Genomic DNA, 13,829 nt, shown 5'->3' on the forward strand with positions numbered 1-13,829 from the left:
GGTGACGGGAATCGAACGCGTAGGCGTGGTGGGCTCGGGACTGATGGGGGCGGGCATCGCCGAAGTCAGCGCTCGCAGTGGACTGGACGTCATCGTCTCGGAGGTCAGCGAGCAGGCCGCCGAAGCGGGTCGAGCCCGCATCACCAAGTCCCTGGACCGCGCCGTCGGCCGCGGCAAGCTCGCCGAAGCCGACCGGGACGCCGCGCTCGGCCGCCTCCGGTTCACCACCGAGCTCGCCGAACTCGCGGACCGCCAGCTCGTCATCGAGGCCATCGCCGAGAACGAGCAGCTCAAGACCGGGGTGTTCGCCGAACTCGACCGGGTCCTCACCGACCCGGACGCGATCCTCGCCTCCAACACCTCCTCGATCCCGATCGCGAAGCTCGCCGCCGCCACCTCGCGGCCCGCGCAGGTCATCGGCGTGCACTTCTTCAACCCGGTTCCGGTGCTCAAGCTCGTCGAACTGGTGCCCTCGCTGGTCACCTCCGAGGACACGGTGCGGCGGGCCGCCGAGTTCGCCACCGACGGGCTCGGCAAGCAGACCATCCGCGCCCAGGACCGCTCCGGGTTCGTGGTGAACGCGCTCCTGGTGCCGTACCTGCTCTCCGCGGTCCGGATGTTCGAGAGCGGCATCGCCGCGGCCGAGGACATCGACAACGGCATGGTGCTCGGTTGCGCCCACCCGATGGGGCCGCTGGCGCTGGCCGACCTGGTCGGCCTGGACACGCTCAAGGCGATCGCCGACTCGATGTACGACGAGTACAAGGAGCAGCTGTACGCGGCGCCGCCGCTGCTGCAGCGGATGGTGGACGCGGGGCTGTACGGCAAGAAGTCCGGCCGCGGGTTCTACGAGTACTCCTGAGCGTCCGCCGCCGGTCCTGCCGCGACGGGCCCGGCCAAGCGGAACCTGACCGCCTGTCTCGCTACTTCTGCCGCGTAGTGGTCGGTGGCGGAACCTCAGCGGTTTCCTCGCCGCGGGATCGATGTCTGCTGTGTGTGTCCGGCACGCGGCGACATCGGTGTCCTCGCGAGGAAGTCGCTGAGAACCCGCCACGGTGCCGGGCGCGCGCCGCCGCGCAGCGGCTTCGCCGCCGGGTGGGACGAGGCGCCGGCCGGGGGCTGCGGGCTGCGGTGGGACCGGTGGTCGGGCCGCCCGGAGCCCCGGAGGTCAGCCGATGGTGCCGCGGAGTGCGGCGACCGCGTGGTCCCGGTGCTCGTCGAGCAGCGCGACCAGCCGCTCGGCCTCGCCCGCGGTGGCCGCGCGGAGGATCGCCTCGTGCTCGGCGCGCACCCGCTCCCGGTTCGCGCCCTCGTTGTAGTACACCGCCCGGTACGCGTCCGTCGCGTCCCACAGCGTGCGCACGATCCGCAGCAGCCGCGGCAGCCCGCACGGCTCCAGCAGCGCGAAGTGGAACCGGCGGTTCGCCGTGATCATGCCGACCAGGTCGTCCGCGTCCGCCGCGCGCTCCACGTCCCGCGCGGCCTCCTCGACCCGGTGCAGGTCCGCCTCCTCGAAGCGGCCCGCCGCGGCCTCGGCGGCCTCCGACTCCAGCAGCGCGCGCAGCCGGTACACCTCCAGCAGATCGTCCAGCGAGAGCTCGGCGACCGCGTAGCCGCGGTGCGGCCGGTAGACCACCTGGCCCTCCGCCTCCAGCGTCTTCAGCGCCTCCCGCAGCGGAACGCGGCTGACGCCGAGCTCCTGGGCGATCGCGTCCTGCCGGATCGGCCTGCCCGGGGCCAGCGAACCGGTGGTGATGGCCCGGCGCAGCGCGTCCAGCACGAACGCCTGCGTGGTCGGTGGCCGGTCGGTCCCGCGCAGGTCGTGCCAGCGCAGATCGGGCGGCGTCGGCGGGCGCGGATTCGGGTCTGCTGGCATCGGCTCCCGCCGGTTCGTCGTGCGGATGGTCCCGGGGCGCCCGGCCGTGCGATCACTCGTTCGAGAGGCGCGCAGCGTGTTGACCCGGCGTCCGATCACTGTATATTGGATCCAATCCGGGGAGAGCGCAACACGATTCGCCGCGCGTCCCAGGTGCCGGAATCCGGCCCACGCGATCCGCGGCGCGGGCTCCGGTCCGGAAATCCCGTTGCCCGCGCGCGAACGCCGCCGCGTGGCTCGCCCGGCCCGAACGGGCCTGGAACCGGAAGGTGGGTCGGTGATGGGACGGGCACTGCCGCTGGACGGCATCGTGGTGGCGGACTTCAGCCGGGTGCTGGCCGGTCCGTACGCGACGATGGCGCTGGCCGACCTCGGCGCCACCGTGATCAAGGTGGAACGGCCCGGCACCGGCGACGACACCCGCGGCTGGGGTCCACCGTGGACCGATCGCGGCTCCGCCTACTTCGAGTCGGTCAACCGCAGCAAGCGCAGCGTGGTGCTCGACTTCGACGACGAACGGGACCGGGACGCGGCGCGGGAGCTCGTGCGGCGCGCCGACGTGCTGGTGGAGAACTTCCGGCCCGGCGTGCTGGACCGCTGCGGGCTCGACCCCGACGGCGCGCGCGAGCTCAACCCCGCGCTGATCTACGCGTCCGTCTCCGGTTTCGGCAGCGGTCCCGGCGCGGACCTGCCCGGCTACGACTTCGTGGTGCAGGCGGTCGGCGGGCTGATGAGCATCACCGGCGCACCCGACGGGCCGCCCACCAAGGTCGGGGTCGCCGTCGTCGACGTGCTCACCGGCAAGGACCTCGGGCTCGGCATCCTCGCCGCGCTGCGACAGCGCGATGCCACCGGGCTGGGGCAGCACATCGAGGTCAACCTGCTCTCCAGCCTGCTCGCCGCCCTCGTCAACCAGATGAGCGGCCTGCTCACCACCGGCATCGCGCCCGAGCGGATGGGCAACCGGCACCCCAGCATCGCCCCGTACGAGACGCTGCGCTGCGAGGACGGGCTGCTCGCGGTGGCCGTCGGCAACGACGCGCAGTTCCGCCGGTTCACCGACGCGCTCGGCCTGATCGGGCTGGCCGACGACCCGCGGTTCGCCGCCAACGCCGAACGCGTCGCGAACCGGACGGAACTCGTGCGGCGCCTGGAGAACGTGCTCGGCGCCCGGCGGGCGAGCGACTGGCAGGCTCGGCTGCACCGGGCCGGCATCGCCTGCGGGCAGGTCAACGACCTCTCGCACGCGGTGCACTACGCGGAATCGCTCGGCCTGCGCCCGGTGGTCGACCCCGGCGACGGGGGAGTGGCCCAAGCCCGGATGCCGATCGAGTTCTCCGACATCGACGTCGCCGATCCGCTCGCTCCGCCCCACCTCGGCGAGCACACCGACGAGGTCCGCGGCTGGCTCGCCGCGGAACCGCACCCGCTGCCACCGCTGTCCGACGACCCAGCCCGAGGAGGCCACCGATGAGCGCCAAACCCGACTTCGATCCCCGTGATCCGCTGGGCATCGACGCCGAGCTGACCACCGAACAGCTCGCGCTGCGCGACAGCGTGCGAGCCCTCTGCCGGGACCTCGTGCAGCCGCACGTCGCCGACTGGTTCGAACACGGCGAGTTCCCGCAGGCCCGTGAACTCGCCCGCGAACTGGGCAAGCTCGGCGTGCTCGGCATGCACCTGGAGGGCTACGGCTGCGCGGGCGCCTCCGCCGTCGACTACGGCGTCGCCTGCGAGGAGCTGGAAGCCGCCGACTCCGGGCTGCGCTCGCTGGTGTCGGTGCAGGGCTCGCTGGCCATGTACGGCATCTGGCGCTGGGGATCCGAGGAGCACAAGCAGCAGTGGTTGCCGAAGATGGCCGCGGGCGAGGCCATCGGCTGCTTCGGCCTCACCGAACCCGACCACGGCTCGGACCCGGCGTCGATGACCACCCGCGCCCGGCGGGACGGCACGGACTGGGTGCTCGACGGCCGCAAGATGTGGATCACCAACGGCAGCATCGCCGACGTCGCCGTGGTGTGGGCGCAGACCGAGGAGGGCGTGCGGGGATTCGTCGTCCCCACCGACACCCCGGGATTCGCCGCACCGGAGCTGAAGAAGAAGCTGTCGTTGCGCGCCTCGGTGACCAGCGAGCTGGTGCTCGACGGGGTGCGGCTGCCGGACGCCGCGGCGCTGCCCGGAGCCGTGGGGCTGCGCGGGCCGCTGAGCTGCCTGAACGAAGCGCGCTACGGGATCGTCTGGGGCGCCACCGGCGCGGCCCGCAACTGCCTGGACACCGCGCTCGACTACGCGCGCAGCCGCGAGCAGTTCGGCAAGCCCATCGCCGGTTTCCAGCTCACCCAGCAGAAGCTCGCCGACATGGCGGTGCGGGTGCAGAACGCGCGGCTGCTCGCGTTGCACCTCGGCAAGCGCAAGGACGCCGGAACCCTGCTGCCGCAGCAGGTCAGCTTCGGCAAGCTCGACAACGTGCGCGGCGCGCTGGAAGTCGCCCGCAGCGCGCGGACCGTGCTCGGCGCCAACGGGATCTCGCTGGAATACCCGGTGATCCGGCACATGACCAACCTGGAATCGGTGCTCACCTACGAAGGAACCGGCGAGATGCACGCCCTGACCATCGGCCAAGCCCTCACCGGGAGCAACGCGTTCCGGTAGTGCGACGACGTCCCGGCCGGTCGTGACGCGTGATCAGGACCGGCCGGGCGATCAGCCGGGTCGGCTCACCAGATGGTGAAGCCGCCGTCGGCGACGACGTTGCTGCCGGTGACGAAGCTGCTGGCCTCGGACGCCAGGAACACCGCGACCGGGCCCAGCTCGTCCGGACGACCGGCGCGGCCCATCGGGGTCTGCTCCATCCAGCCGTTGAACCACTCCGGCTGGGTGTTCTGCACGCCCAGCAGCAGGTCGGTGCCGGTGTAGCCCGGCGAGATCGAGTTGACCCGGACGCCGCGGCGAGCCCACTCGCCGGCCAGGGACTTGGTCAACATGATCACGCCGGCCTTGGACGCGTTGTACGAGACCTGCGGCTGCGGGTGGTTGGAGATCATGCCCGACATCGAGGCGATGTTGATGATCGAACCGGACCCCTGAGCGAGCATCTGCTTGCCGACCTCGCGGGAGCAGTAGAACACCCCGTCCAGGTTCAGCCCGAGGACGCGGCGCCAGGACTCGTCGCTCATCTCCTCGGCGGGCTCGTTGCGCACCATGCCCGCGTTGTGCACGGACACGTCGATGCGGCCGTGGTCGGCCACGATCCGCGCCACCGCGTCGGCCACCGCGGCCGAGTCCGTCACGTCGAGCGGGAGGAAATCACCCTCGACCTGCTCGGCGGCGGCATTGCCGGTCTCCGGGTTGATCTCGCCGATCACCACGTGGGCGCCCGCCGACCGCAGCGCCTTCGCGATCTCCAGACCGATTCCCTGCCCGGCACCGGTCACCAGTGCCACTTTGTCCTGGAGGGAGAAAACCTCGGTACCCAACTCGTCACCTTCCCGAAAAACCGACCTGACGGGTGCAGCCTTGCACACGGTCGTCCCCGGTCGGCGCACCCCGCCGCAGATATCAAATACGCCCCGAGTTCGTGAGAAATTGCGGCGAGCGGGCCGCCGGGAGAACCGCGGAACGGACGTTCGCACTGATCACCGGCTCGGCGCCACCCCGGACTCGCGAATTCCCCCGCACCACCGGGAAATCGCGGAGCCCACCGGAGCAGTGCGAGCGGAACACCGGAGCAGTGGCGCTGCGGCGTCGTGTCGCTGCGGGGCGCGGTGCTGCGGAGCTCGTGCCGCTGCGGGGCTTGTGGTGTTGCGGGGCTTGTGGTGTTGCGAGTCGCGCTGCCGCGGGGTGTAGCGCCGCGGCACCGCAGGGCTGCGGCAGTGCGGGCCTGCCGCGCTGCGGCACTGCGGGGTTGCGGCGCTGTGGGGTTGCGGCACTGTGGGGTTGCGGCACTGGGGGGTTGCGGCGCCCGCGCCACCGTGGCGCGGACTCAGGTCAACGGCGGCGGGAGCACGGTGTGCACCCAATCGCTCGCCTGCTCGTAGGCGTGGCCCAGCTGCAGCAGCGGCCACTCGCCGTGCCCCGGCCCGATGAGCTGCACCCCGGTGGGCAGTCCCGCGTCGTTGAACCCGGCAGGCAGGTTCAGCACCGGATGCCCCGACAGGGTCCACGGCACCGACGCCTCCATCCAGCGGTGGTAGGTGTCCATCGGGGTGCCGTCGATCTCCGCCGGCCAGCGCAGGCCCGCGTCGAACGGGAACACCTGGGTGCTGGGCGCGAGCAGGAAGTCGAAGCGGTCGAACAGGTCCGACACGGACTCCCGCCACGCGTCCCGCCCGGCGCGGGCCGCGGCGATGTCGCGCACCGTCAGCTCCAGGTAGCCCTCCGCCTCGTACTGCGCCTCCGGTTTCATCCGGGCGCGGGCGGTGGGGGAGCGGTAGACCTCGTGCAGCCCCTCGCCGATCATCCAGCGCCGCCACAGCAGGAACGTCTCCCACGCCTGCTCCACGGGCAGCCGCGGCGCCGGTTCCACCACGCAGCCCAGCTGCTCGAACAGCCGAGCCGCGTCCCGGCACAGGTCCAGCACGCCCGGCTCGGTCGGCAGGTAACCGTCGAAGTCCCCGATCCAGCCGATGCGCAGCCCCGCCACGTCGCGGCGTGGCGATTCGGCGAACAGCGCCGGATCCTGCGGCAGGCTCAGCGGTGCTCGCTCGTCCGGACCGGCCACGGTGGACAGCAGCATCGCCAGGTCCCGGATGGTGCGCGCCATCGGCCCCACCACCGACGGTTCGGCGACGAACCCGGGACCGGGCACCCGGCCGAACCCGGGCCGCAGCGACAGCACGTTGCAGAACGCGGCGGGCGTCCGCAGCGAGCCCATGAAGTCGCTGCCGTCGGCGACCGGCAGCATCCGCATCGCCAGCGCCGCCGCGGCCCCACCGCTGCTGCCGCCCGCGATGCGGGACAGGTCGTACGGGTTGGTGGTGGTGCCGAACAGCGAGTTGAACGTGTGCGAGCCGAGCCCGAACTCGGGGACGTTCGTCTTGCCCACCACGATCGCGCCCGCCGCCTTCATCCGGCGCACGAACGGCGCGTCCGCCGCGGCGGGTTCCGGGCGTTCGAAACCGGCCGTGGTGGGGAATCCGGCCGCGTCGCTGAGGTCCTTCACCGCGATCGGGAACCCGTGCATCCACCCGGAGTACTCGCCGCGGTCCAGCTCGGTGTCCCGGGCGCGGGCCTGCGCGAGCACGTCCTCCTCGTCGGCGCGCGACACGATGGCGTTGACCAGCGGGTTGAACCGGTCGATCTGGGTGAGGAACGCTTCGGCGACCTGCACGCAGCTCAGCTCGCGCTGCCGGATCGACCAGGACAGCTCGACCGCGTCGAGCCGCACCGGCTCGGGCACGTTCGCCGACGGGATTCCGCTCAACTCGGCGCCCACCCGGCCCGCCTCCAGTCCGCGTCCACACGTGGCCGTCGATGGCCACCTGATCGACCGTGGCGGCTGGCGGACGCGACGTCAAGACGGCGGACGAGCGCATTCGCGTGGTGCCCGGAGGTATGCGTCACGTTAGCGTTGCTAAACGGTTCGCCGGTTCACACGCTGGTAGCGGGCTTGCCCACCCGCGGCGGCCGACGAACGGAGGCGGATCGATGGCGGCAGCGGTGGTCGGTGGCGGTCCCCTGCGAACGCGCCAGGTCGGGCCCGCGCGGGTGCTCGCCTCGGTGGCGGCGGTCGTCACCGTCGGCGTGTTCCCGGTGTTCCTCGTCGGCGGGCTCGGCGTGCAGCTGCAGCGGGAACTCGGTTTCGGTGCCGCGCTGCTGGGCGGAGCGGCCGCCGCGTTCTTCGCCGTCGCCGCGCTCGCCTCCCGCTTCATGGGCTGGGTGGTGGAGCGCATCGGTTCCCGGCTGGGCATGCGGCTGGGTGCCGCGGGCAGCGCGGTGTGCCTGCTGGGGATCAGCGCGGTGCACGACGCGGGCTGGCTGCTGGTGCTGCTGTGCCTGTCCGGGCTGCCGAACTCGCTGGCGCAGCCCGCCGCGAACCTGCTGATCACGCAGGGCGTGCCCGCGCACCGGCGCGGCATGGGCTTCGGCGTGAAGCAGTCCTCGATCCCGCTGGCGACGCTGCTGGCCGGGGCGGCGGTGCCCGCGATCGCGCTGACCATCGGCTGGCGCTGGGTGTTCGTGTTCGCCGGGGTGATCGGGCTGCTGGCGGCGCTGTTCGTGCCGTCGCTGCCGCAGGCGGAGCGCTCCGCCCGGCCCGCGGCCGCCGAGTCCGGTGGCGAGTCCCGGTTCGTGGCGCTGCTGCTGATCGCCATCGCGGGCGGGCTCGGTTCGGCCGCGGCCAACGCGCAGGGCGCGTTCGTGACCACCACCGCGGTGGACGTCGGGTTCAGCCCGTCGGCCGCGGGCCTGGTGCTGTCGCTGGCCTCGGCGGCCGGGCTGACGATCCGGCTGCTGGCCGGGGTGGTCGCGGACCGCTGGGCGGTGAACCTGCTGCGGGTCATCACGATCATGCTGGTCGTGGGGTCGCTGGGGTACGCGCTGATGGCCACGGGCTCGATGTCGCTGTTCCTGATCGGCGTGTCCATCGGGTTCGGCGCGGGGTGGGCGTGGCCGGGGCTGCTCAACTTCTCCGTCGCCAAGATCGCCCCCGACCGGGTGGCGAGCGCGACCTCGTTCACCCAGACCGGCATCTACTTCGGCGGCAGCGCGGGGCCGCTGCTGTTCGGGTTCCTCGGCGAGCACGCGGGACTCGGCACGGCGTGGCTGGCGGCGGGAGCGGCCGCGGTCCTCGCCGGAATCCTGCTCCTCTTCGTCCGTCCTGCTTCCAGGTGAGCTGCCTGTTCTCCTGCTCCTGGGTACCTCACTGCCTGTCCGCTGCTTCTGCCGCGTAGTGCTCGGGTGGCGGAACCTCAGCGGTTTCCGCGCTGCGGGATCGCTCCGCCACACGTGACATCGCTGTCCTCGCGAAGAACCCGCTGCGGTGCCGGCTGCTTGCGTGGTCGTCGGCTCGGCGGCTCCGCCGCTGACGGGGAACCGATCAGCGCGCCGCGCAGGTTAGCGGAGTGGAAGTCGGGCGAGTGGCCGAGCCGCTCGACGCGGATGGGCCGGTGGCGCGGGTCAGGGTTTGCGGGCGACGCCGCCGTGGAGGATGCGGTAGCGGGGGTGGCGGTGCGGGGGCTGGTCCGGTTCGGGTCGCCAGTCGCCGATGTAGCAGGTGCCGGGCGGCTGCCGCTCGAACGCGCCGAAGCACTCGGTGAGCCACTCGACGGGGCGCGCCACCACCGGGTCGGCCGTCTCCTCGTAGAACGCGGCGAGCAGGTTCATCGGCTCGGGTTCCTCGCTGGCGCACAGGTGGGAGAGCACGAGCGCGCTGCCGGGGGCCACCGCGTCCTGGTAGGCGCGCACCAGCCGCATCGGATCGTCGTCGTCCGGGACGAAGTGCAGCACCGCGGACATCACCAGCGCCACCGGCTCGGAGAAGTCGATCAGGCTCGCGGCCGCGGGGGAACCGAGCACCACATCGGGCTCGCGGATGTCGGCGCGGATGATCGCGGCCCGCGGTTCGGCGTCGAGCAGCGGCCTGCTGTGCGCGACGGTGAGCGGCTCGTTGTCCACGTACAGCACGCTGAACCGGCGGGTGCGGCGGGCGGCGACCTCGTGCACGTGCCCGATGGTCGGTATCCCGGAGCCGAGTTCGAGGAACTGCCGCACGCCGCGCGCCAGCAGGTGTTCCACGGTGCGCCGCAGGAACGCCCGGTTGTCCCGGAACACCCCGGCCACCCCGGGCATCGCGGTCTGCAACCGCTCGGCGAACTCGCGCTCCACACCGAAGTTGTGGCCACCGCCGAGGAACGCGTCGTAGATCCGCGCCGCGCAAGGCCGGTCGATGTCCATTTCCCTGGACAACAGGCGTTGCGCGTCGACCATGATGTGCTCCTCGTTCCTCCGTCGGCGACACCGTACAGTAGTCGTCGGTTCACGCACCGTGTCGAAGAGGGGCGGGCCCGAGCGGGACCCTCCCAGACGGAACCGCAGTCGAGCACCCGGTGGCTACGGCCGAACGGGGGGTATGGTCGTGATCGTCTACAGATGCCGGTATGCGCATTTCCGGCCCTGTTCGCGAGAGCGCCCGCAGCCGGGTGAATGCGGCTGTTCGGGCGGCGGAAAACCCACTCCTGGAGGTGTACGTGTCCGAGGTTCGCGCCGTCGTGGCGACCGGCAAGGGAGCGCCCGTCGAGGTCACCACCATCATCGTTCCTGATCCGGGTCCGGGTGAGGCGGTGGTGCGGGTGCAGGCGTGCGGGGTGTGCCACACGGATTTGCACTACCGGGAGGGTGGGATCAATGACGAGTTCCCGTTCTTGTTGGGGCATGAGGCTGCTGGGGTTGTGGAGTCGGTGGGTGTCGGGGTGGTGGATCTCGAGCCTGGTGATTTCGTGGTGTTGAACTGGCGTGCGGTGTGTGGGGTGTGTCGGGCGTGCAGGCGGGGTCGTCCGCAGTATTGCTTCGATACGCACAATGCGGCGCAGCCGATGACGTTGGTGGATGGGACTGCGTTGTCGCCGGCGTTGGGGATCGGTGCGTTCGCGGAGAAGACGTTGGTGCATGCGGGGCAGTGCACGAAGGTGGATCCGGCGGCGCGGCCTGCGGTGGCGGGGTTGTTGGGGTGCGGTGTGATGGCGGGGATCGGTGCGGCGGTGAACACCGGTGGTGCGGGGCCGGGTGATTCGGTTGCGGTGATCGGGTGTGGTGGTGTGGGTGATGGTGCGATCGCGGGGGCGAGTTTCGCGGGTGCGCGGCGGATCATCGCGGTGGACAGGGATCCGGCGAAGTTGGCGTGGGCGCGGGAGTTCGGTGCGACGCACACGGTGAACGCGGCGGAGGTGGACACGGTGGAGGCGGTGCGGGAGCTCACGGATGGGTTCGGTGCGGATCTGGTGATCGATGCGGTGGGGGTGCCTGCGACGTATGAGCAGGCGTTCTACGCGCGGGATCTGGCGGGGACGGTGGTGTTGGTGGGGGTGCCGACTCCGGAGATGAAGTTGGAGTTGCCGTTGTTGGAGGTGTTCGGGCGGGGTGGTGCGTTGAAGTCGTCGTGGTATGGGGATTGCTTGCCGAGTCGTGATTTCCCCATGCTGGTGGAGATGTACCTCCAGGGCAGGTTGCCGTTGGAGAAGTTCGTGACCGAGGAGATCTCGTTGGACCAGGTCGAGTCCGCCTTCACCAAGATGCACGACGGAGAGGTCCTCCGTTCGGTGGTGGTGTTCTGATGAGCGCCCGCATCGACCACACCACGACGTCGGGCACTTTCTCGCTCGACGGCGAGACCCACCAGGTGGACAACAACGCGTGGGTCGTCGGCGACGACGAGGAGTGCGTCGTCATCGACGTCCCGCACGACGTCGACGCGATCAAGAAGCTGATCGACGGGCGCACCGTGCTGGCGATCCTCGCCACCCACGCCCACGACGACCACGTGCGCAAGGCCCCCGAGCTCGCCGCCGAGGTCGGTGCGCCGATCTTCCTGCACCCCGACGACCAGGTGCTGTGGCAGCTCACCCACCCGGACCGGGAGCCCGAGCGCACCCTCGCCGACCGGCAGGTCATCGGCGTCGCGGGCACCGGGCTGCAGGTGCTGCACACGCCGGGGCACGCCCCCGGCTCGGTGTGCCTGTACTCGGCCGACCTGGGCACCGTGTTCACCGGCGACACCCTGTTCGCGGGCGGGCCCGGCGCCACCGGCCGGTCCTACTCGGACTTCGGCGTGCTCGTCGAATCCATCCGGGAACGGCTGCTCACCCTGCCCGAGGTCACGACCGTGCACCCCGGTCACGGAGAGAGCACCACCATTGCCGAGGTTTTGCCCCAATTTGATGAATGGGTCGCCCGAGGCTACTGATTTCGCGCACGCGGTGTGCGCATACTGCGGGGCGTGCCGAATGCGTTGGTGAAGCGAGCGTTCCTGCTCGACCTCGCGATGGTCGTGCTGTTCACCGTCATGCACGCCCTGATCCTGCATCTCGAATCACCAGGGCCGCCCGGGCGGCCCTGGTGGTCGATGATGCTGGTGACGGTGCCCGCGTTCGCACTGCTGCTGGTGCGGCGCAAGTGGCCGTGGGTGTCGCTGCTGGCGGGCCTGGCCGCGGCGACGACGCTGACCCTGGTCGGCGTGCCGGAGAACCCGCTGAACTTCACGATCCTGGTCGGCGTGTACTCGGTCTGCCAGCGCAGCGGAACGCTCGGCGCCGTGACCGCTACCGTGCTCGCGATGCTCTGGCCGGTGCTGTACTCGTGGTACGACCCGCCGCTGTCCGCGTTCGTGAGCACCGTGATGGCGTCGATCGACCTGTTCATGGTCGTCGGACTGGCCTACGCGGTCCGCTTCGGCAGGCAGCGGGCCGCCCAGCTCGAGCACACCGTTGCCCTGCTCGACCAGGCGCGGGACCAGCTCGCCGCCGAAGCGGTCGCGGGGGAACGGGCCCGGATAGCCCGCGAATTCCACGACATCGTCTCGCACAACCTGTCCGTGGTGGCGCTGCGCGCGGGCGTCGCCCGGGCGCTCGTGGACCGCGATCCGGGGCACGCGGAGCAGACGCTGCGCGAACTCGAACACACCTCGCGGGCCGCGCTCGGCGAACTCCGCGGCCTGCTGGGCAGGTTGCGCGAGGACCCCGCGGAGCACGGCGCCGCGTCCGGCGACGAACCCGGACGGCATCCCGCGCCCGGACTGCACCGGGTGGACCACCTGGTGGAATCGGTGCGCGGCACCGGAGTGGTGTGGCGGCTGGACCGCCGGGGCGAAGTGCGCGAACTCGGGCCCGGTGTGGAGATGGCCGCCTACCGCATCGTGCAGGAGGCCGTGACGAACGTGCTCAAGCACGCGGGCAGCGGTTACGCGCGGGTGCTGCTGGACTACGGCTCCGGTGCGCTGCGCCTGGAGGTCACCAACCACGCGACCGGACCGGACAGCTTCGCCCGCGGTCTCGCGGAGAAGGTGCCCGCGCTGTCCCCGGTGCGCGGCGGCGGATCGGGCCGCGGGCTCATCGGGCTGCGGGAACGCGTTGCGCTGCTCGGGGGGACGTTCACCGCGCACCCGGTTTCCAACGGGTTCCACTTGGCGGCCGTGCTACCGTGCCCGGAAAATTCGGACCTTGCCTGACCCGTATTTGAAACCGGTTTCGGCCGGTGCGCGGCGGCCCGAACCGAGGAGGTCCGTGGTGGAGCACCCCGCGGAGACGACGGTGCTCGTCGCCGACGACCAGGCGATGATCCGGGCAGGGCTGGTGGCACTGCTGTCCGCCGAGCCCGACCTGCGCGTTCTCGCCGAAGCCGAGGACGGTGCCGCCGCGGTGGCCGCCGTGCGCAGGCGGCGCCCCGACGTGGTGCTGATGGACGTGCGGATGCCCGGGATGGACGGCATCAGCGCGGCCCGCGAGATCATGACCGCCACCGAGGGCGGGACCTCGGTCATCATGCTCACCGTGCACGACCTCGACGAGTACGTGTACGCGGCGCTGCGCGCCGGGGCCAGCGGGTTCCTGCTCAAGGACGCCCCGCCGGAGGAGCTGGTGCGCGCGGTGCACACCGTCGCCGCCGGGGAGGCGCTGCTGGCGCCGCGCGTCACGCGGCGGCTGCTGACCCGGTTCGCCTCGCTCGGCGTCCGGGACGCGTCCACCGAGCTCAGCGGGCTCACCAACCGCGAGCTGGACGTGCTGCTGGAGGTGGCGCGCGGCGGCTCGAACGCCGACATCGCGCGGAACCTCGGCCTGGCCGAGCTGACGGTGAAATCGCACCTGTACCACGTGATGCAGAAGCTGCACCTGAGCTCCCGCACCCAGCTGGTGATCACCGCCTACGAGACGGGCCTCGTGTCGCCGGGCCAGGTGAACGGGCCCGAAGCCTCCGTCTAGGGCTTCCGCCCTCCTGCTGCGATCCGGGGGCGGGTGGCGGAACC

The 13,829-nt window shown here is 71.6% G+C and carries 12 protein-coding genes; 8 read left to right on the forward strand and 4 right to left on the reverse strand.

Features of this window, described 5'->3' with window-relative positions; translation table 11 throughout:
• Position 1 precedes the first annotated feature (1 nt).
• Positions 2-862 (forward strand): 3-hydroxybutyryl-CoA dehydrogenase, encoded by an 861-nt coding sequence (locus tag AC29IT_RS19260; protein WP_358437734.1) that lies wholly within the window; start codon positions 2-4, stop codon positions 860-862.
• A 306-nt stretch (positions 863-1,168) separates the two neighbouring features.
• Here the strand turns inward: AC29IT_RS19260 and AC29IT_RS19265 are convergent, their stop codons facing one another.
• Positions 1,169-1,876 (reverse strand): GntR family transcriptional regulator, encoded by a 708-nt coding sequence (locus AC29IT_RS19265; RefSeq protein ID WP_358437731.1) that lies wholly within the window; start codon positions 1,874-1,876, stop codon positions 1,169-1,171.
• A 280-nt stretch (positions 1,877-2,156) separates the two neighbouring features.
• On the opposite strand from AC29IT_RS19265, the gene AC29IT_RS19270 reads away from it, so the two are divergent.
• Positions 2,157-3,350, forward strand: coding sequence for a CaiB/BaiF CoA transferase family protein (locus tag AC29IT_RS19270; RefSeq protein ID WP_488219681.1), 1,194 nt, complete (start codon positions 2,157-2,159; stop codon positions 3,348-3,350).
• Positions 3,347-4,528 (forward strand): acyl-CoA dehydrogenase family protein, encoded by a 1,182-nt coding sequence (locus AC29IT_RS19275; protein WP_358437725.1) that lies wholly within the window; start codon positions 3,347-3,349, stop codon positions 4,526-4,528. Before AC29IT_RS19270 ends, AC29IT_RS19275 begins: the two co-directional genes overlap by 4 nt.
• A gap of 65 nt (positions 4,529-4,593) precedes the next feature.
• Here the strand turns inward: AC29IT_RS19275 and AC29IT_RS19280 are convergent, their stop codons facing one another.
• Together AC29IT_RS19280 and AC29IT_RS19285 are read right to left on the reverse strand one after the other, a co-directional pair.
• Complete coding sequence (locus tag AC29IT_RS19280; protein WP_358437722.1) at positions 4,594-5,352, reverse strand: SDR family NAD(P)-dependent oxidoreductase; 759 nt, start codon at positions 5,350-5,352, stop codon at positions 4,594-4,596.
• Positions 5,353-5,858: 506 nt separating this feature from the next.
• Positions 5,859-7,310: an amidase gene (locus AC29IT_RS19285; protein ID WP_488219682.1), complete on the reverse strand. Its 1,452-nt coding sequence runs from the start codon at positions 7,308-7,310 to the stop codon at positions 5,859-5,861.
• Between the two features lie 212 nt (positions 7,311-7,522).
• Here AC29IT_RS19285 and AC29IT_RS19290 point away from each other — a divergent pair, with 212 nt between their 5' ends.
• The gene (locus AC29IT_RS19290) at positions 7,523-8,707 is read left to right on the forward strand and encodes an MFS transporter (protein WP_488219683.1); all 1,185 of its coding nucleotides are present in this window, start codon (positions 7,523-7,525) and stop codon (positions 8,705-8,707) included.
• Positions 8,708-8,992: 285 nt separating this feature from the next.
• Here the strand turns inward: AC29IT_RS19290 and AC29IT_RS19295 are convergent, their stop codons facing one another.
• A complete protein-coding gene (locus AC29IT_RS19295; RefSeq protein WP_358437713.1) occupies positions 8,993-9,802 on the reverse strand; it encodes an SAM-dependent methyltransferase in 810 nt (269 codons plus the stop codon).
• 260 nt (positions 9,803-10,062) lie between these two features.
• Here AC29IT_RS19295 and AC29IT_RS19300 point away from each other — a divergent pair, with 260 nt between their 5' ends.
• From AC29IT_RS19300 to AC29IT_RS19315, 4 genes are read left to right on the forward strand one after another with little or no spacing between them, the layout of a single operon-like run.
• A complete protein-coding gene (locus tag AC29IT_RS19300) occupies positions 10,063-11,145 on the forward strand; it encodes an S-(hydroxymethyl)mycothiol dehydrogenase (protein WP_488219840.1) in 1,083 nt (360 codons plus the stop codon).
• Positions 11,145-11,774 carry an MBL fold metallo-hydrolase gene (locus AC29IT_RS19305; protein ID WP_358444934.1) on the forward strand — a complete coding sequence of 210 codons (630 nt, stop codon included), beginning with the start codon at positions 11,145-11,147 and terminating at the stop codon, positions 11,772-11,774. Before AC29IT_RS19300 ends, AC29IT_RS19305 begins: the two co-directional genes overlap by 1 nt.
• 33 nt (positions 11,775-11,807) lie before the next feature.
• Positions 11,808-13,034: a sensor histidine kinase gene (locus AC29IT_RS19310; protein ID WP_488219684.1), complete on the forward strand. Its 1,227-nt coding sequence runs from the start codon at positions 11,808-11,810 to the stop codon at positions 13,032-13,034.
• Between the two features lie 58 nt (positions 13,035-13,092).
• Positions 13,093-13,785 carry a response regulator gene (locus tag AC29IT_RS19315; protein WP_488219685.1) on the forward strand — a complete coding sequence of 231 codons (693 nt, stop codon included), beginning with the start codon at positions 13,093-13,095 and terminating at the stop codon, positions 13,783-13,785.
• The last annotated feature ends 44 nt before the right edge of the window (positions 13,786-13,829 follow it).

It is taken from the genome of Saccharopolyspora sp. MMCC62, assembly GCF_057736575.1.